A 23605-nucleotide genomic window follows, 5' to 3' on the forward strand; every position below is an offset into this window, starting at 1 on the left:
CGCGGGCAGAGCGTCAGACCACCTCCGCCGCCTGCTCCAGGGGCTTCCGCGCGGCACCGTGGAACACCTGCCGCACGTGCCACTCCCGGTGCCGGTCCGCAACCGGCGGATTGCCCGCCTGCGGCCCGATGACCGGCCGTCCGGCCAGTGCGAGCACGTGCTGCCGGCTGGCCTCGCTGCGGCCGACGAACCGCTGGGAGACCAGGATCCGACGCCCCTCCCCCACCCCCAGGACGCCCTTGTCGAAGAGCTTGTGGTGGAGCGAGCACAGGCACAGCCCGTTGTCGACCGCGTCCGGCCCGTCGTGCGACCACCACCGCACGTGCGCGGCCTCCAGTCCGACCGCGCTCGCGCCGAGGGCCCCGTCGTACCCGCAGAACGCGCACTGGAACTCGTAGGCGGTGAGTATCAGTTCGCGCATCCGCCGGTCCCGCTGCCGTCGGGCGGTACGTCCCGCGATCCCGGTGCCGGCCTCCTCCGGGTCCAGTCCTACGGCCTCGCAGAGGTCCTCGTGCAGGGACGGCGGGAAGTGGTCGTCCAGCAGCACCCGGGCCATCCGGCTCAACAACGCCGGGTCCCGGCCGAGCGCCGCCCGCAGCTCGGCCGCGAGCCGGCCGGTGGCCCCGCTCGACCGCAGCACCCCGATCCCGCTCCCCGGGCTGCCCGGCCCGCGATCCGTCCGGACCTCCCAGACGCCGTCGCTGACCAGGTGGTGGAACGGGTACGCGGGGGTGGTCGGGTTCGACGGCCCGTACTCGGCGAGCAGCCGCTTCAGCTCCTGCTCGACCGCGGTGTAGCGCAACTCCCCTTCCGCGTCCCGCTGGTAGCTTCCCAGCGCGTAGAGCAGCAGCAGCGGTTTGTGCGGCGCGCGGACACCGTTGCTCGTCCATCGCCTCAGCCGGGCGACCCGATCCAGCCAGTCCATGCCGGTCAGGGTAGTGGCGCACCGGCATCGGCTCCGACCCGGCGATCACGCCGGGCTCGGCTCACGTCGTCAGGTGGTTTCCCCGCCTGGGACGCCGCCGCCTGACCCCTTGCCCTCGGCGCAGGAAGTCGACCCGGCCGACTTCCTGCGCAGCAGACCCGGCACTGCTCCGAGCGCCGGGCCGAAAACACGTTGTGCCCCGAGGGCCGGCGCTGTAGACCGGTGGGCAATGACGACCTTTCATTGCGCCGCCTGCGGTGAGGCCCTCACGGCCGCCCTCGAGCTCCTTCCGGCCGTTCCTGCCCGGCACCAGTTCGAGGGGGTACTCGTGGACGGCCGGCGGCAGGCTCCCCCCACCATGTCCCGCGGTCACTATGCCGTCGACCCGGAGCCGCACGGGCCGCCGTTCGTACCTGCCGAGGACCAGGACGGCTTTCCGGCCGCCTACCCCGGTGGTCCGTGCATCAGCAACCTCGATGGCCTGGTCGTCGTTTCGGCCGGGCCACGGAACACCTTCGTCCTGCACCCCGCGGACGCGCCCGGCCTCACCTGGCACTCCGCGCCGGGCGGACCGCCCGGGTGCTGCGGCGCCCCCGGCGACGGCCCGCCCAACCGGGCCTGTCCGTGCGGCGCCGTCGTCGGGAGCGAGATGTCGGACTGCTGCACGCCCTACGAGCTGCATCTGCTCCCCGGTGCGGTCCGCCTGGTGTGATCGGCCCACCGCATCGCGTCCCCCCGCGTTCCGCGCAGGAAGTCGGGCGGGCCGACTTCCTGCGCGGAGGCCGCCCTCCGGTGCAGCGCGCGGCGGGCTCCCGTCCGGGAGTCGGCTACCGCCGGACGGCGGCGTGCTCGCCCCGGGAGTTCTCGTCCTCGCCCTGGTCGTCGTCGCCCCAGCCGTCGCTGCGGTCGCGGTAGAGGGTGAAGCGGTCGAACAGCACCGGCGTCGGGACGGGGTTCGCGGCCGTGGCCGGCACCGAGTGGTAGTAGGAGACCGTGATGGTCGTCCGTCCGCCCGGGACCAGCCCCGGGTCCACGTCGAAGACGGCGACGCCGTACGGGTGGGTGGTGTCGGGGTCGATGACGGCGGACCAGTGGGCCTTCTCCTTGGCGTCCGGGTCGGCCTTGAAGGTGAGGCGCTGGGTGCGGACGCTGGCCTCGCGCACGCCGTCCGGGTCGGCGGGCAGGTAGACGTCGTCGGAGCCGGCGGTTCCGCCGCCGCCGAGGATCAGGTGGACGGTGCCCCGGGAGGTGTCGATCCGGCGCAGGTCGTCGTCGACGACGGCCGGGGTGAGCAGGCCGCCCGGCTCGGTGCCGCGGACGGGGTGGGTGCGCTCGTAGTCGTGGTCGTGGCCGGCCAGCACGAGGTCGACGGAGTAGCGGTCGAGCAGCGGCAGCAGCTTCTCCCGGATGCCCATGTCGCCGCCGTGGCTGGCCGCCGAGGAGGACATCGCGAACTGGTGCAGGTTGACCACGATCCAGTCGATCTGCCGCCCGCTCCGGGCCCGCGCCAGCACCCGCTCCAGCCAGCGGAGTTGGGCGCCCTCGCTGTAGTCGCTGATGTAGATGGACCGCCCGGTGGCCGGGTCGAGGCTGGCGTCGTCCTCGACGGCGATCTCGTTGCCGTCCAGGGTGACGAACAGCACCGCGCCCACCTGGAAGCTGTACCAGTTGCCGCAGTGGTCCCGGGTGCCGTTGTCGGGCAGCTCGAAGCGGGTCAGGTAGGAGGCGTACCCGAGGTCCCCGCCGCCGGCCTCCACCTCGTGGTTGCCCGGTGCCGGCATCCAGGGGCGGTTGGCGGCCGACGTCGCCAGGTTGTTCATGAACGCGTTCCAGGCCTGCGGCTGGAGCTGGGGGTTGCTGTTGGCGTACGCGAGGTCGCCGTTGAGCAGGTGGAACAGCGGCGCGAACTGCTCGACCTGCCGGACGGCGGCGGCGCCGTGGACGGACGACTTCTTGAACGCGGCGTCGCCGGTGCCGAGGTCGCCGAAGCTGGTGAAGCGGAAGCCGGCGCGGCCGCGGCGGGGCGCCGTGCGGAAGGTGCCGCGGACCGGTCCGGCGCCGTCGTGCAGGACCTCGTAGACGTAGGTGGTGTCGGGGCGCAGCCCGTCCAGGCGGGCGTGGTGGGTGAACGTCTCGACCTTGTTGAGGCCGTCGACGTAGCTGCGGCTGGCGGCCTCGACGGTGCGGCCGACGCCGCCGCGCGGGGTGCCGATCCGCACCCGGGGCCTGCTGACCGACGCGGCCGTCGCCCAGGAGACGGTCATCTCCCGGGAGGGGTCGTTGCCCCACTGGAGGTGGACCTGCTCCGGGCCGGGCGTGCCGGCCACGGCCGGCTGGGTCCACAGCAGGGTGGACGCGGGCAGGGCGGTCAGCGCGCCGACCGCGCTGCCCGCCCTGAGGACGGTTCTACGAGAGGGATGTGACGCCACTGCGGCCTCCTGGGCTCCGGGAAACGCCCAGGAGGTTCCCAGCCGGACGGTACGTCCGCACCACGTCCGCCCGTGGGTACGGCGAACGGTGGCTGAACGCCACGCGCGCCGCCCGCGCCAGCGCGACCACCCGCGCCGCCGCACCCGCCCGCGCCGCCTCGCCGCCTCGCCCCTGCGGCGGGCGGGCCGCCGTCAGCTGCCGGGGACGCCCGGCAGGCCGGTGGCGAGGCCGTCCAGGGCGTGGGAGCAGACGCAGTCCCGTTCGGCGGGCAGCCGCTCCAGCGCCTTGAACAGCACCGTGCGCAGCCGGTCCACGTTGCCCGCGAAGACCTCCAGCACCTCCGCGTGGGTCACCCCGTCCCCGCTCGCCACCCCGGCGTCGTGGTCGGTGACCAGCGCCAAGGAGCTGTAGCAGAGCCCGAGTTCACGGGCGAGGACGGCCTCCGGGTGTCCGGTCATGCCGACCACCGACCAGCCGTTGGCGGTGAACCAGCGGGACTCGGCCCGGGTGGAGAAGCGCGGGCCCTCGATCACCACCAGCGTGCCGCCGTCCACCGGCTCCCAGGCCGCCTCCCGCGCGGCCTCCAGGGCGGCCCGCCGGCCGGCCGGGCAGTACGGGTCGGCCATCGACACGTGCACCACCTCGGGCACCGTGCCGTCGGGCAGCGGCTGCCCGTCGTAGTAGGTCTGCACCCGGCCCGAGGTGCGGTCGGCGAACTGGTCCGGCACGAGCAGCGTCCCGGGCCCGTACTCCGGCCGCAGCCCGCCCACGGCGCACGGTCCGAGCACCTGCCGCACGCCCAGCGAGTGCAGCGCCCACAGGTTGGCCCGGTAGTCGATCCGGTGCGGGGGCAGCTTGTGGCCGCGGCCGTGCCGGGGCAGGAAGGCGACCCGCCGCCCGGCCACGTCGCCCAGGAACAGCGCGTCGCTGGGCGGTCCGTACGGCGTGTCGACCCGCACCTCGGTGACCTCGTCCAGCAGCGCGTACAGCCCGGATCCGCCGATCACACCCAACTCGGCGCGCGCGGTGCCCTGATCGATCGCCATCGTTCGTCCGTCCCCTTCTTCGAGCGGTGTTCCGGCCACTGTAGGGGGACGCCCGGAAACGGGCGTACGGCCGGATGGCCGCGGGCCGCCGGGGTGGTACCGGGCGGCCGGGCGGGTGACTTCCCGGTCGTGTCGGCGGCGGCGTGCCCCGCCCGGTGTGGGTCGGTGGAGGAGCGCCTTCTCCGGACGGCGCACGCCCTGTCCCCGGACCTGAGAGCCGCCCATGCCTTCCACCGCCCGCCTCCGCCGCCTCGTCCCCACCGCGCTCTGCGCCCTCACCGTGGCCGTCGCCGCCCCCGCGGCCCACGCCGCTCCGCCGGGCGCCGACTCCGGGGCCGATCCCGGCGGGAGGTCGGACGGCGCGGCGTACGACTGGGACCGCGTGGCGGCCTGCGAGAGCAGCGGCGACTGGCACGTCAACACCGGGAACGGCTACTACGGCGGCCTCCAGTTCGACCAGCCCACCTGGCGCGAGAACGGCGGCCTGGCCCGCGCGCCGCGCGCCGACCTGGCCAGTCGCGAGGACCAGATCGCCGTCGCCCAGCACCTGGCCGACCGCCGCGGCCTGTCCCCCTGGCCGGTCTGCGGGGCGCGCGCCGTCGGCGGCCGCGGCCCCGGGTCCGACCACGGTCGGGACGGCCACGACGCCGGCCGCGGCGCCGACCGCGGCCACCAGGCCACCCGCGACCACGGGCGCGACGCCGTCCTGCCGCCGCCCGGTGCCCCGCTGCCGGCGCCGGTCCCCACCGAGGACGGCCGGGTGACCGTCCGGGACGGCGACACCCTGGACGGGCTCGCCGCCGCGCTGCGCGTCCCGGGCGGCTGGCCCGCCCTCTACGCGCTCAACCGCTCCGTGATCGGCGAGGACCCGGACCTCATCCAGCCCGGCCTGGCGCTGCGCCTGCCGTCCTGACGACGCCGCACCGCCACCCGCCGCACCCCGGCCCGGTCCTCAAGGGCCGCCGCAGCACCGCACCACCGCACGGACCCGCCGCCCACGCCTCCCCTCCCCGCGTGGGCGGCGCCCCGTGCCGCGACGGGAACGGCGGCGGCCCGTCCGGTCCTCGGGGACCGGACGGGCCGTGGCGGTGCGGACGGGCCGCGACCGTGCGGACGCGGCGCCGGGGCCGCGGCGCCGTCAGCCGACGTGGACGCGCGGGCGCCGGGCGCGGTCCGGCTCCGCCTCGCGCAGCACCTCGCGGGTGACCGGCGCGACCTCGCCCTGGCCGAACAGGAAGAACCGCAGGAACTGGGCGAAGGGGTTGCCCTCGGTCCACTCGAAGTACAGGTGCGGCTGCTGCCCCGTGCGGTCCCGGACGGTGAGCGCCAGCGCGGCGATCGCGTTGGGGATGCTGGAGCTCTCCAGGGTGAGCACCCGGTAGCGGCCGTGCAGCACCTCGCCGCGCACGGTCAGCTCGGCCTCGAAGTCGGAGGCGTCGCGGACGGTGACCTCGACGAAGACCAGGTCGTCCTCGCCCGGGATGTCGTTGTCGGCGCGGATCTGGCGGATCTTGTCGCGGTACTCGGCGACGTCGCGGTTGCTCGGCTCGTTGGCGATCAGCCGCAGCGGGCGGTGGGCGTAGTCGCGGATGAAACGTTCCGCCACGTCGTCCAGCACCACGTTGGTGACCCGTAGCTCGAAGGCGCGGCGCAGTCGGGAGAGCAGCGAGACGAGGATGATGCCGGCGATGAAGCAGGCACCGATCTTCAGACCGTCCGGGCGCTCCATGCAGTTCAGCACGGTGGTGTAGAGGAAGATCGCCGCGATCGCGGCGAAGCCGATGGTCCAGCCGCGCTCGCGCTTCCGGTACGCGGCGATGGTCACCGCGATGGCCGCCGAGCTGATCAGCACCAGCACGCCGGTCGCGTAGGCGCCGCCCTGGGCGTCGACGTCGGCGTCGAACAGCCAGGTGACCAGGAAGCCGATCAGGGTCAGCACCATCACCATCGGCCGTACGGCACGGGCCCAGTGCGGGGCCATGCCGTAGCGCGGCAGGTAGCGGGGCAGCAGGTTGAGCATGCCCGCCATGGCGGAGGCCCCGGCGAACCACAGGATGGCGATGGTCGAGAGGTCGTAGACGCTGCCGAAGGCGCCGCCCAGGTACTGGTGCGCCAGGAAGGCCAGCGCACGGCCGTTGGCGTCGCCGCCGGGCTTGAACTGGTCGGCCGGGATCAGCAGCGTGGTGATGAAGCTGGTGGCGATCAGGAAGCAGCTCATGATCACGGCGGAGGTGGTGAGCAGCTTGCGGGCGCCGCGGATCCGGCCGGTCGGGGCGGCGTCGGTGTCGCCGGGCCGGCCCTCGATGTGCGGCATCACGGCGACGCCGGTCTCGAAGCCGGACAGGCCGAGCGCGAGCTTGGGGAAGGTCACCAGGGCCACGCCGACCATGACGATCGGATTGCCGTGCTGGGCGGTCAGCGCGGCCGTCCAGTCGGTGACCACGTGCGGCGCCTCGATGATCTTCCACAGGCCGACGGCCACCACGACGACGTTGAGCGCCAGGTACACACCGACCAGCACGACGGCCAGGCCGATCGCCTCGCTGAAGCCCTTGAGGAAGACCGCGCCGAGCAGCGCGACCAGGATCAGCGTGATCAGCACCTGCTTGCCGCCGAGCACGCTGTTCAGGTGCGGGTTCTCCACGAGGTGCGCGCTCGCGTCCGCGGCGGACAGCGTGATGGTGATCAGGAAGTCCGTCGCCGCGAAGCCGAGCAGCGCGAGGACGAACAGCTTGCCCTTCCAGAACGACAGCAGCCGTTCCAGCATCGCGATCGAGCCCTCACCGTGCGGGCTCTCCTGGGCGACGCGCCGGTAGACCGGCAGGGCGCCCAGCAGGGTGACCACGACCAGCACGATCGTCGCGATCGGCGACAGCACGCCCGCGGCCAGGGCGGCGATGCCCGGCTGGTAGCCGAGCGTGGAGAAGTAGTCCAGGCCGGTCAGGCACATCACGCGCCACCAGCGCTGGCCCGCGTGGGCGCCGTGGTCGGCGTGCCCGGCGGAGTCCCCCGACTCCGCGCCATCCTGCTCCGCCTGCGCCTGCGCGGCGTCGGCCCCCTTGGCGGCCTTGTCCGGAGACATGTCCTCGAGCAGCCAGCTGCGGAGCCGTATTCGCGCCGACGACGGATCCTCCGTCGCCGTGTCCGTCGAACCCGACGAAGTCACCTTGCACCTCTTGTTCGCAACCCCGTGAAAGCGCCGTCGGGCGACGGCAGTGCGACAGGCTATGCGACCGCCGTCAAGGATGCGTCATCGGCCCGCGTTAAGAAAACGTCATGGAACCGCAGGTCGGAGCCGGTGGCCCGGTACTGCGGGGCCGGCGCCGGGAGCGGGGGCGGGTCCTGCGGCCCCCCGCGTCTCAAGGCGTGGAACGCGGGGACGGGCGGTGTCCGGGAGCGGTCATGATGCCGGTGAGGGCGCGGCGGACGGCTGCCGCGCCTGCCGTACGGCCGCCGCAAGGTGCTCGCGGAACCAGCGCTGGCCCGGGTCGGCCGAGTTCCGCGGATGCCAGGCCATCCCCAGCTCGAGCGGGGCGAGCCCGAGCGGGATCGGGAAGGTGCGCAGGCCGAGCGCCCCGAGGGTGTCCGGCAGCCAGTCCGCCAGGCAGAGCGAGACCAGGTCGCTGTCCCGGGCCAGCAGCAGCCCGCTGGTGTGGCTGGGCACCACGACCGCGACGCGGCGCCGCAGCCCGCGCGCGGCGAGCGCGGCGTCGATGGGACCGAGCCGCTTGCCGCGCCGGGAGACCCCGATGTGGTCCGCGGCGGCGAAGCGCCGGGCGGTGATCCTCCCCTCGAACAGCGGGTGGCCCTCGCGCGCCACGCCCACCACCGGCGCGCTCACCAGCGGCCGGGTGCGGATCTCCGGATCCAACTGCCCGAGCACGCCGACCTCGACGTCCACCAGCCCCTGGCGCAGCGCCGGGCCGCCCTCCAGCGACTCCGGCAGGAACACCACGTCGACGTCCGGCGCCTCGGCACGGATCCGTTCCCTCAGCGGGCCCGCCACCCGGACCAGGACCAGGTCGCTGGTCTGCACCGTGAAAGTCCGGTCCAGGTGGGCGGGGTCGAACCCGGCTCCGGGCCGCAGCACGTTCTCGGCGCCGCGCAGCAGCGCGCCCACCTCCTCCCGCAGTTCGACCGCCCGCGGGGTCGGCACCAGGCCCTGCCCGGCCCGTACCAGCAGCGGGTCGCCGACCGCGCGGCGCAGCCGGGCCAGCGTCCGGCTCACCGCCGCCGGCGAGCTGCCGAGCCGTTCGGCGGCGCGGGTGACACTGTTCTCCTGGAGCAGGGCGTCCAGGGTCCGCAACAGGTTGAGATCCATTCGGCACTCCTGAGCTGCACTTTTGCAGTTCCGTCAACTATCCCGTGCTCATCCTTGCATTGTTCGGGCGGCCCGGGCCGCCGAAGGTGGGAGGCGTCCACCAGGAAGTCCATCCAAGGAGCGCCCCGTGCCGACCGACCCCCGTTCCCACCGCGCCGGCGACGTCCTCGCCGCCGTCAGCCAGAGCGGAGCGACCGTCTCCTTCTTCGACGCCGCCACCGACCGGCTCCTCGGCACCGTCGAAGTCCCCGCCGAGCCCCACGAGTTGTGCTTCGACCCGACCGAGCGCCTGCTGTGGTGCACCACCGCGTACCGCTCCGGGTACTACAACGCCCACACCGGCCACCGCACCGAAGTGACCGTCATCGACGCCGACAGCCGCCGGATCGTCGAGGTGATCGACCTCGCGCCCGAGCACGGCCCGCACGGCCTGGCCCTGGACCCCGCCCGCCGCCGCCTCTACGTCAGCGTCGAGGCCTCGCCGGACCGCCCCGGCGGGGTCGTGGTCATCGACACCGCGACCCGCCGCCCGATCGGCCGGATCGACACCGACGCCCCCGGCCCGCACTGGTTCGCCGTCTCCCCGGACGGCCGTACGGGCTTCGCCACCAACAAGGAGGCACCGTTCGTCTCCGTCGTGGACCTGGACCGCGGCGTGCTGACCGCCAAGGTGGAGGTTCCCGGCAGCGAGGGCCTGACCGTCTCCCCCGACAACGTCCACGCCTACGTGGCCGCCCCCTACCTCGGCTTCGCCGCCCGGGACGACGCCCGCCCCGGCATCCGCGTGATCGACGCCCGCTCGGCCTCCGTCACCGCCACCCTGCCCACCGAGGGCGCCGTGATCCCCGTCCACCTGACCTCCACCGGCAAGCTCCTGGCCGGCGAGTTCCGCTCCGCCCGCGGCCCCGTCGTCGGCGCCCAGCTCGGCGAGCAGACCCCCGGCCGCCTCACCGTCTTCTCCGCCGACACCCACGAGCGCCTTGGCTCCGTCGACACCGGCCTGTTCCCCCTCACCATCACCTCCTCCCCCGACGGCCGCCTCGCCTACGTCTCCAGCGTCGTCTCCTCCACCGTGGACGTCATCGACCTCGACACCCTCACCCCCGTCTCCCGCCTCACCCTCCCCAAGCTCGCCGAACCCGGCGCCCACGGCCTCGCCTACCTGCCCCGCCCCTGAACCCCTCCCGCCCCACCCGCGCGCCGGCCCACCCGCCGGCGCGCGGCCGTTCCCGGCGGCGAACCCGAAGGAGCCGCCGGCTCCCGACCTCTGAGGAACACCCCCTAAGGGCGTGGACACCCGCGTCGGCGGGCATGGCACGGGTGGAGCGCAGTGTGCAACGCCACCAGCCGTGAGAAGGTACCGGATATGAGTGCAGTGAAATTCGTTCTCAATGTCATCTGGCTGCTCTTCTGCGGGATCTGGATGGCAATCGGCTACGTGGTCGCCGGAATCATCTGCTGCGTGCTGATCGTGACCATTCCGTTCGGCATCGCCTCGTTCCGGATCGCCGGCTTCATCCTGTGGCCGTTCGGGCGCATGGCGGTGGAGCGGCGGGACGCCGGGGCCGCGTCCTTCGTCGGCAACGTGATCTGGTTCATCTTCGCCGGCTGGTGGCTGGCCCTCGCGCACCTGGTGACCAGCATCCCGCTGTTCCTGTCGATCATCGGGATCCCCTTCGGGTGGGCCAACCTCAAGATGATCCCGGTCTCGCTGACGCCGCTCGGCCGGGAGATCGTCTCCACCGATCAGCCCTGGGGCGCCCGGTAGTCCATCGGACGGCTGCGGCCGGCGAGGGCGACGGCCCCGCCGGCCGCAGCCGTTCTGCTCCCGGTGGGGCCGGGGCGGCCGGCGCGGCGTCGCGGGCGTACGGGTGGGGCGGGCGGGGGCCGCGTCGCGCCGGGCGGGTCACTGGCCGAGGATGTCGACGGCCATCTCGCGCATCTCGACCTTGCGGATCTTGCCGGTCACCGTCATCGGGAACTCGTCGACCACGTGCACGTAGCGCGGGATCTTGAAGTGGGCGAGGCGCCCGGTGCAGTAGGCGCGGACGGCCTCGGCGGTGAGCGGCTCGGCGCCCTCCCGCATCCGGATCCAGGCCATCAGCTCCTCGCCGTACCTGGCGTCGGGAACGCCGATCACCTGGACGTCGAGGATGTCCGGGTGGGTGTGGAGGAACTCCTCGATCTCGCGGGGGTAGAGGTTCTCGCCGCCGCGGATCACCATGTCCTTGATCCGCCCGGTGATGGCCAGGTAGCCGTCCTCGTCCATGACGGCGAGGTCCCCGGTGTGCATCCAGCGGGCCGCGTCGACGGCCTCGGCGGTGCGCTCGGGCTCGTTCCAGTAGCCGAGCATGACGGAGTAGCCGCGGGTGCACAGCTCGCCGGGTTCGCCGCGCGGGACGGTGCGGCCGGTGGCCGGGTCGACGACCTTGACCTCCAGGTGCGGGCCGACCCGGCCGACCGTGGAGACCCGGCGCTCGACCGGGTCGTCGGTGCGGGTCTGGGCGGAGACCGGCGAGGTCTCCGTCATGCCGTAGCAGATGGACACCTCGGTCATGCCCATCCGCTCGATGACCTCCTTCATCACCTCGCTCGGGCAGGGCGAGCCGGCCATGATGCCGGTGCGCAGGCTGCTGAGGTCGTGGCGGGCGAAGTCCGGGTCGGCGAGTTCGGCGATGAACATGGTCGGCACGCCGTACAGCGAGGTGCAGCGTTCGGCGGCGACGGCCGCCAGGGTGGCGCCGGGCTCGAAGGAGGGCGCGGGGATGACCATGCAGGCGCCGTGCGAGGTGGCGGCGAGATTTCCCATCACCATGCCGAAGCAGTGGTAGAAGGGCACCGGGATGCAGATCCGGTCCTGCTCGGTATAGTCGAGCAGTTCGCCGACGAAGTAGCCGTTGTTGAGGATGTTGTGGTGCGAGAGGGTCGCGCCCTTGGGGAAGCCGGTGGTGCCCGAGGTGTACTGGATGTTGATCGGGTCGTCGGGGGCCAGCTCTCCCTGGCCTTCGGCGAAGCGGGCGAGGAGAGCCAGGTCGGCGGCCCGCCCGGCGGCCAGCAGGGCGTCCCAGTCGGGGCTGCCGAGCAGCACCACGCGTTCCAGCTCCCGGCAGTTCGGCCGCACGTCGGCGATCATCGCCGCGTAGTCCGAGGTCTTGAAGCGCTCCGCCGCGACCAGCAGCCGGACCCCGGCCTGGTTCAGCACGTACTCCAACTCGTGCGCCCGGTAGGCCGGGTTGACGGTGACCAGGATCGCCCCGAGCTTGGCGGTGGCGTACTGGGTGAGGGTCCACTCGGCGCAGTTGGGCGCCCAGATGCCGACCCGGTCGCCCTTGGCGATGCCGAGTTCCAGCAGGCCGAGCGCCAGCGCGTCCACGTCGGCGCCGAGCCGGGCGTACGTCCAGCGGCGGGCGGTGGGGCGGTCGACCAGCGCGTCGCGGTCGGGGAAGGCGCGCACCGCGCGGTCGAGGTTCTCCCCGATGGTGTCGCCGAGCAGCGGGACGTCCGCGGTGCCGGAGGCGTAGCTGCGCGGGGCGGGGGTGGTCGGCACGGGCTGGCTCCTGGGTGTGGCGGTGCGGGACAGGGACCATGGTCGCGGCCCCCGGCCCGCGCCGCCACCCCCGAACGGGGGTGCGGACACGGCACCGGGGCCGTCCGCCGACTGCGGCGGACGGCCCCGGTGCTGCTGTCACCCGTTGATGCAGATGTTGCCGAACGCCGGGTTGAGGAGCCCGATCACGTCGATCGAGTTGCCGCAGACGTTGGCCTCGAGGTTGATCGGGACCTGGATCAGGTTGCCGGACAGGATGCCCGGCGAGTTGGCGGCGATGCCGTTGGCGGTGGCGTCGCCGGCCGCGGCGGTCCCGGCGCCGGCGAGGACCGTCACTGCGGCGAGCGCGGTGGCGGCGAGGGTGGTGCGAATACGCATTGCGTCACTCCTTGTGAGGGTGGCGAACAGTCGGTGTGACGATCACACTCGCACCGATGGAACTCGACGGCAGTCCGGGAGCGTCCGAATTGGTCACTCAGAGGGCGTGTCGCGCTGCTCCCGGTCCGCGGCGGACCCGGCGGATCCGCTCACGGTCAGTGATTCCAGCAGCTCCCGGGCCGGTTCAAGACCGGGCTCGGCCGCCACCGCGCGGTGCAGCAGCCCGAGTGCGAGCGCCCCGTCCCCGGCCGCCAGGGCGTCCAGCGCCCGGTTGTAATCGATCCGACCGGCGTAACGCAGGCGGAACAGCGCGGACAGGTCCTCCCGGCAGGACGGGCAGCCCAGCGCCTGCCGGTCCGCCGGTACCTTGCACAGCGGGCACAGCACGTCCAGGGGGGTCACGGTGCTCATCGCGGACCGGCCTCCTCCGGGCGGACCGGGCCGAGCGACTCGGCGGCCGGCTCGCTGCCGAGCTCCCGCTGCGCCTGCGCGTAGAGGGCCAGCAGGTTCGACATGTGGGTGTTGACCGCCTCCATGTTGGGGGCCTCCACCGCCTCGTCCAGCCCGCGCAGCTCCGCCATGATCCGCTGGGCCAGCGCCGGCGAGACCATGCTCTGGTTGACGTAGACGTTGCACATGGTGAGCATCCGGAAGGTGTGCCCGAGCGAGTCGCACAGCTCGTCCGCCTTCTGGGCCGCCCGCATCGCGCCCTCCCAGTCCGCCGCCTCCCGGCGCAGCCGCAGTTCGGCGGCCACCGAGCGCAGCCGGTCCAGGTCGCTCGGGTCCAGGTGCTTCTCGCAGTAGTGGATGAACAGGCTCAGGTAGGCCTCCGAGCCGCGCACCCAGCGCTGGGCCTTCAGCTGGCGCTGCGCCCGCTCCAGGGCCTCGTCCACCGACTGGCCGCGGGTCTGCCCGGCCGCCAGGTCGTCCAGGGCGTCCATCAGCCGCTGCGCCTCGCGCATCTCCGCCTCGGTGAGCTCGCCGCCCCAGCGGTCCGTGAAGGACTCGATCTGCCGCTGCTGCTCCTCGACCTGCACCTTCAGCTCGGGGTCGAGGGTGACCCGCTCCAGCTTGACGGTCTTCTCCCCGCCGCCCTGGATCCGCACCGACAGCGTGATCGTGCGGTCCCGGTCGAGGCCGAAGGAGACCTCCACCGGCGTACGACCGCCGAGCCCCTCGGGCAGCCGCAGGGTGAGGTGGCCGATCAGCTCGTTCTGCTGGGCGATCTCGTGCTCGCCCTCGTAGACCGCCACCTCCAGCCGCTGGCGGCCGCTGCCGGAGACCACGAACTCCCGGCTGACCGGCGAACTGGTCGGGTAGCTGGTGTTCTTGGGGATGATGACGGCGAGCCGGCCGTCGTTCAGCTCGATGCCGAGGTTCTTCGGGGTGATGTCGAAGGGGTTGGTGACCTGCATCAACTCGCCGCAGCCGGTGCAGGCTTCGCTGCCGGGCGGGCTGACCGTCCCGCACGCGGCGCAGCGCAGGCCGACGTCCTCGGCGGCGGTGGAGGCCACCCTGGTCTGCCCGGGGGCCGCCGAGTTGAGCGCCTCGCCGCACAGTTCGCAGGCGGTGACGCCGGGGGCGGCCGGGGTGCCGCAGCGCGGGCAGTTGTCGCTGCGCACCACGGTGACGGACTGCGCCTGCTTCGGCACGGTCGCGCCCGGTGTGGCCGAACCTGCCATGTCGTGACCGCACTTGGGGCACTCGGCGGCCGCGGTGTCCACCGGGATGTGGCAGGTCGGGCAGGACACCCGGTCGCCGCCGAGCAGGGAGGTGGCGCAGTTGGCGCAGTTGGAGGCGGAGAGGTCCCCGGGGGCACGGCACTCGGGGCACTCCACCTCGCCGACCAGCGCGGACTGCACGGCCGCGCCGAGTGCCACGCACTGCATCGGGTTGACGCCGCGCTTGATCCGGTGGTTGCCGAAGACCTCGCCGAGCCGCCGGGCGACCAGCGGGATCGACGTCGAGCCGCCGACCAGCACCACCTCGTCGATGTCCCCGACGGTCAGGTTGGCCTGCATGATGGCCTTGTGGGTGAGCTCGATGGTCCGCTCGATCTGGGCCTCGATCAGCTCCTCGAAGCGGCTGCGCTCGAACTCCGTCTCCAGCACCAGCTGTCCGGCGCCCAGGCCCGGCAGGATGACCTCGGAGGACTGCTGGTTGGACAGCTCGATCTTGACGGTCTCGGCGGTGGAGGCGATCTTCGGGCGGTCGCGCAGGTCGGGCTGGTAGTCCGACCCGTACTCCTCGCGGATGTCCTCCAGCAGCGCGGTGGCGATCGCGCGGTCGAAGTCGTCACCGCCCAGCAGGTTGTCGCCCTCGATGCCGAGCACCGAGACCGAGCCGGGCACCAGCAGCAGGATGGAGATGTCGAAGGTGCCGCCGCCGAGGTCGTAGACCAGGACGGTCCGGCCCTCCTCGCTCGCGTCCCCGGCCAGGCCGTACGCGAGCGCGGCGGCGGTCGGCTCGTTGATGATCCGCAGCACGTGCAGGCCGGCCATCCGGCCCGCCTCCTGGGTGGCCGCGACCTGCCGCTCGCCGAAGTACGCGGGGACGGTGATGACGGCCCGGTGGAACGGCTCGCCGAGGCGCTGCTCGGCGTCCTCCTTGAGCCGGTGCAGGATGATCGCGGAGATCTCGATCGGGGTGTAGGAGCGGCCGTTGAACCAGACGTTGACGTCTCCGTCGGTGCCGGCGGTGACCTTGTAGTCGACCTCCTTGAGGGCCGCCTGCACCTGCGGGTCCTTGAACTTGCGGCCCATGAAGCGCTTCACCGAGCGGATCACGTTGGCGCCGTCGATGGCGGTGCGGCTGCGCGCGGTGGAGCCCACCAGCAGCTCGCCCTTGCGGCCGCTGCCGACCACGGAGGGCGTGGCCTCCTGGTTCTGCCGGTTGAAGATGATCTCCGGCTCGCCCCGGCGCAGGTGGGCGACCACCGAGTTGGTGGTGCCCAGGTCGATGCCGAGTGTGCGGTACATGTCGTTCCCCTCTTGCCCCTCGTGGTCCTGGCTACTTCTTGTGCTTGCCGCGCTTGCCCTGCCTGCCCGCGGCCTTGGCCTGCCGACGGACCCGGGGCGGCACCGGCCGGGCGGCGGCCTCCCCGCCCGCCGGCGTCCCGTTCGGCGGTGCCTCGGTCGACGGCCCCTCGTCCGAGGCCGTTTGACTCGACGGCGCCCCGCCCGACGGTGCTTCGCCCGACAGGCCCTCGGTCGACGGCGCCCCGCTCGACGGGACCTCGGTCGACGACGGGCGCACGTTCGAGGGCGTCTCCGGCTCGGGCTGCTCCGGCCCCGGCGCGGTGAGCCGGGGGTCCTCCACCGCCGGCAGCGCCGACTCCGGAGCGGCGACCACCACCTGGGCCCGCCGCAGCACCTCCTGCTCCCAGAAGAAGCCGGTCACCACCGTCTGCACCACCGTCTCCGGCGCGACCCCGGGCCGCACCTCGGTGCCGACGATCTCGGTCAGCGCCGGATCCGCCGCCAGGCCCTCCAGCCGCATCGGCCGCACCCCCGCCTTGGCGAGCCGGCCGAGCAGTCGCCGGCGGGTCGCCTCGATGCCCGCACCCCGGCCGAGCGCGACCAGCTCGCGGTCCAGGCCGAGCGCGGCGAGCGCGTCGTCCACCTCGACCAGCACGCCCAGCAGTTCGCGCTGCTCGGCCCGGGCGGCCTGCTTCTGCTCCGTCAGCTTGCTCCCCAACAGGGATGCCCGGAAGAGGAGTTGGCTGAACTTGCCGTCCAGGTCGACGGATTCGACGCCCGGCGGGACCTCCAGTCGCTGGTGGCCGTCGAGCAGGGATGCGGTCGGTGCGTCGGTCATTCGGGTACCTCGATCTGCGGCAGCACGGACAGGTCGGCCGCGTAGCGGACGGGGACGGGCGGTTCGGGGTCGGCGCCGCCGGGCGGGGGCTCGGCGAAGTCGGCGGCCAACTCGGCGCGGTGCAGGGCGAGGAGGGCCGGGGCGGGCGGCAGCGGCGGGCGCTCGATCACCAGCAGCGGCTCGGCGAGCGCGGGCGCGAGCAGGTCGGCGGCCTGGTCGACGGGCTCCGGCGGAAGCGGCTGCTGGAGGTCCACCTCCAGTCGCCGGTCCGGGTTGCGCAGCAGCGCGGCGGCGTCCTGGATCTGCTGGCGGGTGAACCGGCCCGCCTTGAGCGCCTTTCCGACCGAGAGGTTGATCTCGCGCACCCCGGCCGTGAGCGGGATGCCCAGGACCTCGTACGGCGACGGTTCGTGCAGTGGCATGGCGGGCGGCCCCTCTCCTCACGGCTGGTCGGTCACGGCTGGTCACTCACGGCGGGTTCACCCACGGCGGGTTCACTCACGGCTCTGCGGTCACGTCTCGCCCCACTCTCCGCGGCGCTCGGCTCCGCGCACCGGCTCCGTCCCCTCGGCTCCGCGCACGCGGCGGACCGTAGGGTGCGGGCCGTCCGGCGCCGCGTACGGCCGGCACGGCCGAGCGCGGACGACCGAGCGCGGACGGCCCGGCGTACGGTCTACGACGACGCCGGCCGCCCCCCGGTTGCCGATCAGCGGAGCATGTTGATGCGCACCTGGAGGGAGCGCAGCTCCGGATCGCCCGGATTGTGCTCGACGGCCTGGCGGACCAGGTGGCGGGCGTCCCGGTACTGGCGGGCGTTGGCCCGGGCGACGGCGTAGGAGCTGTAGACGATGCCGAGTTCGGTGTGCAGCTTTGCGGTGTCCTCCGGAGTGCGGGAGAGCGTGAGCGCCTCCTCCAGCAGGCGGATCGCCTCGCTGTAGCGGCGCCCGTCGTAGTGGCCGATCGCCTCGCCGCGCCAGACGCTGACCATCAGCCGGCGGATGTCGGCCGAGTCGTCGTAGGACTTGGCCTTCTGCAGCATCGCGGCCTGGGCGGTGAACGGGCTGTCGGCCATGTTGTCCAGGACGTGGTTGGCGAGCAGCACGGCGACCCGGCGCGGGGCCTCGGCCGTGACGTCGCCGTCCCAGTCGGGGTCGGCGCGCAGCGCCTCGGCCATGTGGGCGACGGCGCCCGCCCGGTCGTCGGCGAAGGCGGCGGCGCGGGCCAGCTGGCGGTGCACGAAGGCGAGGCCGTGCCGGTTGTCCGGGTCGTCGCTGAGGTCGATCAGCAGCCGCCACATCCCGGCGGCCTCCTCCAGGTCCGCGACCGGGGCGTCGGGGCGGCTGAGTTCACCGGCCCGGTTGCCGAGGGCGGCCTTCAGGAAGTGCCGGGCGGTCGGGTCGCCGGGGACGAGGTCGAGGCTGCGCTGCAGCAGGTCGACGGCGCGCGGGTAGTCCTTCTCCTCGTTGTTGATCTTGCGGGCCCACTGGGCGTACGTCGCGCCGAGGTCGCCGCGCACCTCGCGGTCGTCCGGGGCCAGCGCGAAGGCCTTCTCCAGCAGCGCGGCGGCTCCGGCCTGGTCGTCGTCGCTGCTCTTGAGCAGGGCGCGGGCGGCCCGGACGCCGGACTCGGCGGCGATCCTGGCCGCGTCGGCGGGCAGTTCGACGCCGGGGACGATCCGGGCGCGGGTGAGGCAGTCCAGGGCCTCCCGCCAGTCCTGGAGGCGGTGGTGTTCGCGGGCCTGGCTGATCAGGGCCTCGCCGAGCAGCGCCTGCCAGGCCTCGCCGCGCTGGTTCTCGGGCACCGCGTCCAGGGCGGCGACGGCGGCGGCCTGGCGGCCCTGGAGGTTCAGGTAGCGCTGCGGGCCGAGCTCGCCGAACAGGCCGAGGGCGCGGGTGAGGGCGGGCGCACCGGGCCCGGCGGGACGCTTCCAGGCCCGTACGGCCTGCTCGAACGCCGGTGCCCAGGCGGCGAGTTCGGGCTGGGCGCGAAGCAGCCGGTCGAGGGTGGGGCCGACGGCGAGGCGGCGGGCGGGGCGGCCGGGCAGGGTGATCCGGACGTCCTCCTGGGCGAAGGCGTCGGCGGCGTGGGCCTCCATGCCCAGGCGCAGCGTCCAGGCGGTGACCTCGTCACCGGTGCGTCCGGCGGCCCGGTCGAGGGCACGGAGGTCCTCGCGGAGGCGGTCGGTGAGGGCGGTGCGGGCGGTGGCCCTCCGCTGCGGCTCGACCGGGCGGCCGGTGATCCGGGCGGACTCGGCCCACAGTTCGTCCTGGTGGAGGGCGGCGACCAGGCAGCCGAGCGTCCAGGCCCAGACCTGCTCGTCGGCTTCCCCGGCGGCCTCCTCGGTCCCGGTGGCAGGCTCCCCGACGGCGGGGCCCCCGGCGGCAGGGGCCCCGGCGGCGGGGCCCCCGGCGGCGAGCCGGTAGCCGGAGAGTCCGAGCGCGTGCAGCAGCCGGGGGTGGGCCGGGTCCTTGAGCAGCAGCGCGCGGTAGGCCCGGTAGGCCTCGCGGTGGCGGCCCTCGAGGGCGTGCTGGTGGGCCTCGTGCTCGCCGAGCAGGACCAGTGCGCCGGCCGCCTGGGGGTGGCCGGGTGCGAGGGCGAGGGCCTGGCGCAGGTCGGCGGCGGCCCGTCCGGGCTGTTCGGCGGCGAGGGCGGCGCCGGCCCGGCGGACCAGGACGGCGGCCCGGGCGGCGCCGGCGTCCTCCGGGAGCTCGGCCAACGCCTCGTCGAGGCGGCCGAGTTCGGCGCGCAGCAGGGCGAGGTCGAGTCGCAGCGGCGCGGCGGCGGCGCTGTCGCCGAGGGCCTCGGCCCAGGCGGCGAGGACGGGTTCGGCCTGTTCGGGGGTGCCGGCCCGGCGGGCGCAGTCCAGGACGGCCCGCAGGGCGGGCCCGGAGCAGCGGACGCAGCGCGCCGGGGCGCCCCCGGCGGGGGCGTGCAGGTGGTCGGAGCAGGCCTCGCGGCCGCAGCCGCCGCAGCCGCCGGTGGCGGGGCGGTCGCAGACGGCGCAGTCGCCGAGGGGTTCGGCCTGGGAGCGGGGGGCGCCGGGCGAGGCCAGGAAGTGGCGGTACCAGTCCAGCGCGGTGGCCCAGTTGCCGGCCCGTTCGGCGAGCATGGCGCGCAGCCGGGCGAGGGCCGGGTCCCCGGTCGGGTCGGGGTCGAGCGGCCCGAGCAGCGCGATGGTCTGGACGGGACGGCCCGCGAGCAGGGCCGCCGCCGCGAGGTGGTAGCGGTCGCGCTGCCCGGCGGTGGCGTCGAGCAGGGCGGTGACCTGCTCGGGGACGCCGTCGGCCAGGGCGAGGGCCGCCCGCAGCCGGGACTGCCGGTGGGTGAGGGCGCCGGGCAGGGTGTCGGCCAGGGCGAGGGCGGCGGCGGCGCGCCCGCGCGTCTCGGGCCGGTCCCGGGCGGTGGCGAGCAGGTGGGCGGCCTCGCGCAGGGCGGCCTCGCGCAGCGCGGCCCGGTAGCCGGGGGCGGCGGGGTGCTCGGCGGCGGCCTGCTGCCACAGTTCGCGGGCGGCGGCCGGGTCGGCGGCGAGTCGGGTGCGGGCGAGCCGGTCGCGGGCCAGGGCCTGGCGGGCGTGGAGTTCGGGATCGTCCAGCGCCTCCCAGCGGGCGAGGGCGCCCGCCTGGTCGCCGGTGCGGGCGAGGGCGAGGCCGTGGTGGAAGGCGGCGATCCGGCTCCAGCGGGAGTCGGGTTCGGTGTCGGCTTCGGCGCGCAGGACGGGCTCGGCCTCGGCGGGGCGGCCGGCGGCGGTCAGGGCGGCGCCGAGTCGCACCCGGGCGGGGCGCCAGTCGGAGGCCTGGTCGAGGCCGGCCCGGTAGTCGGCGGCGGCCTCGGCCGGGCGCTCGGCCCGTTCGTGGACGAGGGCGAGGCCGAACCTGGCCGGGGCGAAGGAGGGTTGGACGGTCAGGGCGGCGGTGAACTGCTCCTGGGCCCGGTCGTCGGCGCCGAGCAGCAGGGCGAGCCGGCCGAGGGCGTAGCGCGGGCGCGGGTCCGCCGGGGCCTCCTCGGCGGCGGCCGCCAGGTCGGCCCAGGCGGCGTCGGTGGCGCCGAGCCGTTGGCGGGCGAGTCCGCGGAACAGCAGGCTGTCGGTGCGCAGCGCCGGTCCGCGTCCCCAGGGCGAGGGCTCGCCGGGGCCGCGGTTCAGTGCTTCGTCGAAGGCGGCGACGGCGGCTTCGTCGCGGTGCTCGGTGAACAGCTGGGCGCCCCGGCGGAACCAGAGTTCGCCGCTGCCGCCGGGCGCGGCCGCGGCGAGCAGGGGCTCGGTCTCGGCGGTGCGGCCGGTGGCGCGCAGCAGGGCGGCCCGGGCGAGCACCGGCCAGTCCCGGCCGGGCAGGGCGGCGAGGGCGCGGGCGGTGGCGTCGTCGCGCTGTGCGGTGGTGCCCTCCCGGCACAGCTGTTGCAGCCAGTGCTGGGCGCGGGCGGCGGCTTCGGCCTCCTCGCCCGGCTCGGCTCCGGCGGCGGTGGCCCGGAGGAAGGCGAGCAGCGGGCCGAGGTCGCCGTCGGGGGCCAGCATCCGTTCGTCGGCGAGGCGGCGCAGGCTCCACCGGGGCAGTTGCCGGGCCGGATCGGTGAGCAGCGGGAAGGCTTCGCGGTGGAGGGCGAGGGTGGCCTGCTGGTCGCCGGTGGGGATGGTGGCCTCGGCCTGTCCGAGCAGGGCGAGGCCGCGCTGGGGGCGGAGTTCCTCGGGCCCGGTGGCGAGTCGGCGGGCCAGTCGGGCGTAGTGGCGGCGGGCCTGGGGGGCCTTGCCGGCGGCGAGCTTCTCCGCGGCGGCGGCGAGGGCCTTGGCGACGCCCGCGGCGTCCAGGGCCGTTCGCCTGCGCCCGAGTACGACGGCCGCCACTGCGGCCAGTGCCACCACGACCAGTAGCACCGCGGTCAGCAGCATGCACCGTCCCCCTGTTGTCCGACAGACGCCGATTCATGATCAACAACCCCCGTACGATCATGATTTGACGTTGTTTCGTGATGTTGCTCCCGGCGCCCATCAGAATAGGCCCTCCTCAGGGTGGACGAACAGGAACCCGGACTATCCTGGGCAGCGCATCGGCAGCATCAGCAGCGGTGACAAGCGTCGGGGGTCGTGTGTCCGAGTCTCGTTGGGTGCCCGGGCTCCGCTTCGGGCCCGAGTTCGACCCCGAGCAGTACGAACTACTGGAGTTCCACCACCGCGGTGGGGAGGCCGAGGTGTGGCGGGCCGTGCGCACCGGCCACAACGGGATCAAGGAGCTGGTCGCCGCCAAGATCATGCTGGAGCGCGACCCGTCCGAGGTGCGCCGCTGGCTGGGCCGCTGGGACGACGTGTCGCACAACGCCCACCGGCTCGGCGTCACCGACCTGGTGGTCCCCAGCTTCCTGCTCGGCCCCTCCCCGCACCGGCCCGGCACGGTGCCCTCCGGCGGCCTGCTGGGCTACCAGATCTCGCCCTGGGTCGACGGCGTACCGCTGCACACCTGGGCCCGGAGCCAGCGCGGCGGGCAGACGGCGGTGGCCGAGGTGCTGACGCGGCTGTGCCGGATCGTCGACGAGCTGCACCGCAAGCGCTGGGTGCACCGCGACATCTCCCCCGCCAACGTGCTGGTCGACGCCCAGGGCCAGGTCAAGCTGATCGACCTGACCTTCCTCGCCCCGCTCGACCACACCCTGACCGTCGCGGTCTTCACCCCCGGGCACGTCCCGCCGGAGGCGGAGCAGGTCGGCGGCTTCCCCACCACCGCCAAGGACCTGTTCGCGGTCGGCACCCTGGCCCGCACCCTGCTGCTGCCCGACCACGGCCGGCTCGACCACCGGCTCGCCGCCGAGCAGGCCCGCGCCGAGCTGCTCGCGGCCGGCTACGGCGAGGAGTTGGCCCGGTGGGCCTGCGAACCGCTGGCCCGCGACCCCGACCGCCGCCCCTCCCCGCTCGGCCCGTGGGCGGCCCGCGGCCGCGAACTCCTGCGCGCCCACCGGCCGGTGGCCCGCACCGCGGGTCTGGCCGTGCTGCCCGACCGGGCCGGCCGGCCGCTGGCGGTCACCGGCGGTGCCGACGGCATCGCGCTGGCCGGCCCCGGCCCCACCGGTCACCGGCTCCCGGCCGGCCAGGGCCCGGCGGGCGTACGGGAGGTGACGGCCGGCTGGGCCGGTCGCCAGGGCGAGCTGACGGTCTGCGCCGAGGACCGGGCCGGCACGCTCTGGGTCGGCACCGCGACCGGCTGGTGGGAGGCGGCGCGCGGGGTCGGCGGACTGGCCGGGGCCGTCAACGCAGCCGGGGAGCTGACGGTCTGGACGGCGGCCGGCGGCACCCTGCGGTCCTACCGCTGGGCACCCGGACTCACCCTCACCGGCCAGGAGCACACCGGTTGCCCCGCCGACCGGGTGCTCGCGGCCGAGGAGGAACGCCCCGGTGCCTGGCTGGTCCTGGTCGAACACCGCGAGCGCGTGCTCGGCTGGCGGCCGGGCACGACCCGGCCGCCCGTTCCGCTCGGGCCGCCCGGAGCCCTGCGCGCCGGCGCGCTGGCCCGTACCTCCGCCGGACCGCAGGCCGCCACCCTGCGGGCGGACGGCTCGGTGCAGCTGCACGCCCTCGACGCCCCCGGGCCGGGCACGGAGATCGGCGACGGGGAGCCCGCCCTCGGCATCTCCATGGCCGGCCACCGCGGCGGGCCGACCATCGCCCTGGCCGGCGCGGGCGGGGTCCGGTTGCGGCTGCCGGCCGGTGGCGCGTCGCGGCGGCCGCGCTGGTGGCGGCCCACCCTGCGCCCGGCCACCCGGGTCGCGCTGGCCGTCGGGGACGACTGGCGGCTGTGCCTGGCGGCGGTGGTGGAGGGCGAGTTGCAGGTGTGGCAGGAGGACGCGGCGTACCGCTGGCAGGCGGTGGAGCTGCCCGGGGGGCCGTGACGGCGAACCGGCGTGGCCCGGGGCGGCGCAGGCCCTGTCCGGCGGGCGCAGGGCGCCCCGGCACGGCCGGGGGGCCGGACGCGCCGGGGCCCCGGAACCGCTGGACGGTTCCGGGGTTTCCGGTCGGCGGGCCGGGGGCGGAGGTCAGCGGAAGCGGCGGAGCCGGAGGCTGTTGCCGACCACGAAGACCGAGGAGAAGGCCATGGCGGCGCCGGCGATCATCGGGTTGAGCATTCCGGCCGCGGCCAGCGGCAGGGCGGCGACGTTGTAGC

At 74.7% G+C, this 23605-nt stretch carries 17 protein-coding genes; 5 read left to right on the forward strand and 12 right to left on the reverse strand.

All coding sequences use genetic code 11. From position 1 onward, the window contains the following. Positions 1-13: 13 nt before the first annotated feature. The gene (locus ACGF07_RS33175) at positions 14-925 is read right to left on the reverse strand and encodes a phosphorothioated DNA-binding restriction endonuclease (RefSeq protein WP_392904955.1); all 912 of its coding nucleotides are present in this window, start codon (positions 923-925) and stop codon (positions 14-16) included. 229 nt (positions 926-1154) lie between these two features. Here ACGF07_RS33175 and ACGF07_RS33180 point away from each other — a divergent pair, with 229 nt between their 5' ends. Beyond that, positions 1155-1637, forward strand: a complete 483-nt coding sequence (locus tag ACGF07_RS33180) for a hypothetical protein (protein ID WP_392904957.1) — start codon at positions 1155-1157, stop codon at positions 1635-1637. A gap of 115 nt (positions 1638-1752) precedes the next feature. On the opposite strand, the gene ACGF07_RS33185 is transcribed toward ACGF07_RS33180, so the two are convergent. Next, a complete protein-coding gene (locus ACGF07_RS33185; protein ID WP_350744112.1) occupies positions 1753-3354 on the reverse strand; it encodes a metallophosphoesterase family protein in 1602 nt (533 codons plus the stop codon). A gap of 192 nt (positions 3355-3546) precedes the next feature. Next, positions 3547-4401 (reverse strand): S-methyl-5'-thioadenosine phosphorylase, encoded by an 855-nt coding sequence (locus ACGF07_RS33190; RefSeq protein ID WP_392904959.1) that lies wholly within the window; start codon positions 4399-4401, stop codon positions 3547-3549. Between the two features lie 223 nt (positions 4402-4624). Between ACGF07_RS33190 and ACGF07_RS33195 the strand changes: the two genes are divergently transcribed. Next, positions 4625-5314 (forward strand): transglycosylase family protein, encoded by a 690-nt coding sequence (locus ACGF07_RS33195; protein WP_392904961.1) that lies wholly within the window; start codon positions 4625-4627, stop codon positions 5312-5314. Positions 5315-5539: 225 nt separating this feature from the next. On the opposite strand, the gene ACGF07_RS33200 is transcribed toward ACGF07_RS33195, so the two are convergent. After that, a complete protein-coding gene (locus ACGF07_RS33200) occupies positions 5540-7351 on the reverse strand; it encodes an amino acid transporter (protein WP_392904985.1) in 1812 nt (603 codons plus the stop codon). Positions 7352-7801: 450 nt separating this feature from the next. After that, positions 7802-8722 carry a LysR family transcriptional regulator gene (locus ACGF07_RS33205; protein WP_392904963.1) on the reverse strand — a complete coding sequence of 307 codons (921 nt, stop codon included), beginning with the start codon at positions 8720-8722 and terminating at the stop codon, positions 7802-7804. Between the two features lie 127 nt (positions 8723-8849). On the opposite strand from ACGF07_RS33205, the gene ACGF07_RS33210 reads away from it, so the two are divergent. Both ACGF07_RS33210 and ACGF07_RS33215 read left to right on the forward strand, forming a co-directional pair. Next, positions 8850-9899, forward strand: coding sequence for a YncE family protein (locus ACGF07_RS33210; protein WP_392904965.1), 1050 nt, complete (start codon positions 8850-8852; stop codon positions 9897-9899). A 189-nt stretch (positions 9900-10088) separates the two neighbouring features. Then, complete coding sequence (locus tag ACGF07_RS33215; protein ID WP_350747103.1) at positions 10089-10490, forward strand: YccF domain-containing protein; 402 nt, start codon at positions 10089-10091, stop codon at positions 10488-10490. A 138-nt stretch (positions 10491-10628) separates the two neighbouring features. Here the strand turns inward: ACGF07_RS33215 and ACGF07_RS33220 are convergent, their stop codons facing one another. The 7 genes from ACGF07_RS33220 to ACGF07_RS33250 form a co-directional block, all read right to left on the reverse strand. Continuing rightward, entirely contained in the window at positions 10629-12269 is a 1641-nt protein-coding gene (locus tag ACGF07_RS33220; protein ID WP_392904968.1) for an AMP-binding protein, read from the reverse strand. 138 nt (positions 12270-12407) lie between these two features. Continuing rightward, positions 12408-12647: a chaplin gene (locus ACGF07_RS33225; RefSeq protein WP_350747004.1), complete on the reverse strand. Its 240-nt coding sequence runs from the start codon at positions 12645-12647 to the stop codon at positions 12408-12410. Positions 12648-12740: 93 nt separating this feature from the next. Further along, a complete protein-coding gene (locus ACGF07_RS33230; RefSeq protein WP_392904971.1) occupies positions 12741-13058 on the reverse strand; it encodes a hypothetical protein in 318 nt (105 codons plus the stop codon). Next, positions 13055-15625, reverse strand: a complete 2571-nt coding sequence (locus ACGF07_RS33235; protein WP_392904973.1) for an Hsp70 family protein — start codon at positions 15623-15625, stop codon at positions 13055-13057. Before ACGF07_RS33235 ends, ACGF07_RS33230 begins: the two co-directional genes overlap by 4 nt. Positions 15626-15656: 31 nt before the next feature. Further along, a complete protein-coding gene (grpE, locus tag ACGF07_RS33240; protein WP_392904975.1) occupies positions 15657-16463 on the reverse strand; it encodes a nucleotide exchange factor GrpE in 807 nt (268 codons plus the stop codon). After that, positions 16460-16885, reverse strand: a complete 426-nt coding sequence (locus tag ACGF07_RS33245) for a hypothetical protein (RefSeq protein ID WP_350747013.1) — start codon at positions 16883-16885, stop codon at positions 16460-16462. The genes grpE and ACGF07_RS33245 overlap by 4 nt, the downstream gene beginning before the upstream one ends. 284 nt (positions 16886-17169) lie before the next feature. Beyond that, positions 17170-21345 (reverse strand): hypothetical protein, encoded by a 4176-nt coding sequence (locus ACGF07_RS33250; RefSeq protein ID WP_392904977.1) that lies wholly within the window; start codon positions 21343-21345, stop codon positions 17170-17172. Positions 21346-21560: 215 nt separating this feature from the next. Between ACGF07_RS33250 and ACGF07_RS33255 the strand changes: the two genes are divergently transcribed. Further along, complete coding sequence (locus ACGF07_RS33255; protein ID WP_392904979.1) at positions 21561-23333, forward strand: serine/threonine protein kinase; 1773 nt, start codon at positions 21561-21563, stop codon at positions 23331-23333. Positions 23334-23605: the final 272 nt, after the last annotated feature.

This window comes from Kitasatospora sp. NPDC048194 (genome assembly GCF_043202455.1).
Taxonomy (GTDB): domain Bacteria; phylum Actinomycetota; class Actinomycetes; order Streptomycetales; family Streptomycetaceae; genus Kitasatospora.

Bases quoted from the DNA above. Each gene is read 5' to 3' on its own strand.
- ACGF07_RS33175 (WP_392904955.1), bottom strand. From the start codon at position 925: ATGGACTGGCTGGATCGGGTCGCCCGGCTGAGGCGATGGACGAGCAAC.
- ACGF07_RS33180 (WP_392904957.1), top strand. From the start codon at position 1,155: ATGACGACCTTTCATTGCGCCGCCTGCGGTGAGGCCCTCACGGCCGCC.
- ACGF07_RS33190 (WP_392904959.1), bottom strand. From the start codon at position 4,401: ATGGCGATCGATCAGGGCACCGCGCGCGCCGAGTTGGGTGTGATCGGC.
- ACGF07_RS33195 (WP_392904961.1), top strand. From the start codon at position 4,625: ATGCCTTCCACCGCCCGCCTCCGCCGCCTCGTCCCCACCGCGCTCTGC.
- ACGF07_RS33200 (WP_392904985.1), bottom strand. From the start codon at position 7,351: ATGTGCCTGACCGGCCTGGACTACTTCTCCACGCTCGGCTACCAGCCG.
- ACGF07_RS33205 (WP_392904963.1), bottom strand. From the start codon at position 8,722: ATGGATCTCAACCTGTTGCGGACCCTGGACGCCCTGCTCCAGGAGAAC.
- ACGF07_RS33215 (WP_350747103.1), top strand. From the start codon at position 10,089: ATGAGTGCAGTGAAATTCGTTCTCAATGTCATCTGGCTGCTCTTCTGC.
- ACGF07_RS33225 (WP_350747004.1), bottom strand. From the start codon at position 12,647: ATGCGTATTCGCACCACCCTCGCCGCCACCGCGCTCGCCGCAGTGACG.
- ACGF07_RS33230 (WP_392904971.1), bottom strand. From the start codon at position 13,058: ATGAGCACCGTGACCCCCCTGGACGTGCTGTGCCCGCTGTGCAAGGTA.
- ACGF07_RS33235 (WP_392904973.1), bottom strand. From the start codon at position 15,625: ATGTACCGCACACTCGGCATCGACCTGGGCACCACCAACTCGGTGGTC.
- grpE (WP_392904975.1), bottom strand. From the start codon at position 16,463: ATGACCGACGCACCGACCGCATCCCTGCTCGACGGCCACCAGCGACTG.
- ACGF07_RS33245 (WP_350747013.1), bottom strand. From the start codon at position 16,885: ATGCCACTGCACGAACCGTCGCCGTACGAGGTCCTGGGCATCCCGCTC.
- ACGF07_RS33250 (WP_392904977.1), bottom strand. From the start codon at position 21,345: ATGCTGCTGACCGCGGTGCTACTGGTCGTGGTGGCACTGGCCGCAGTG.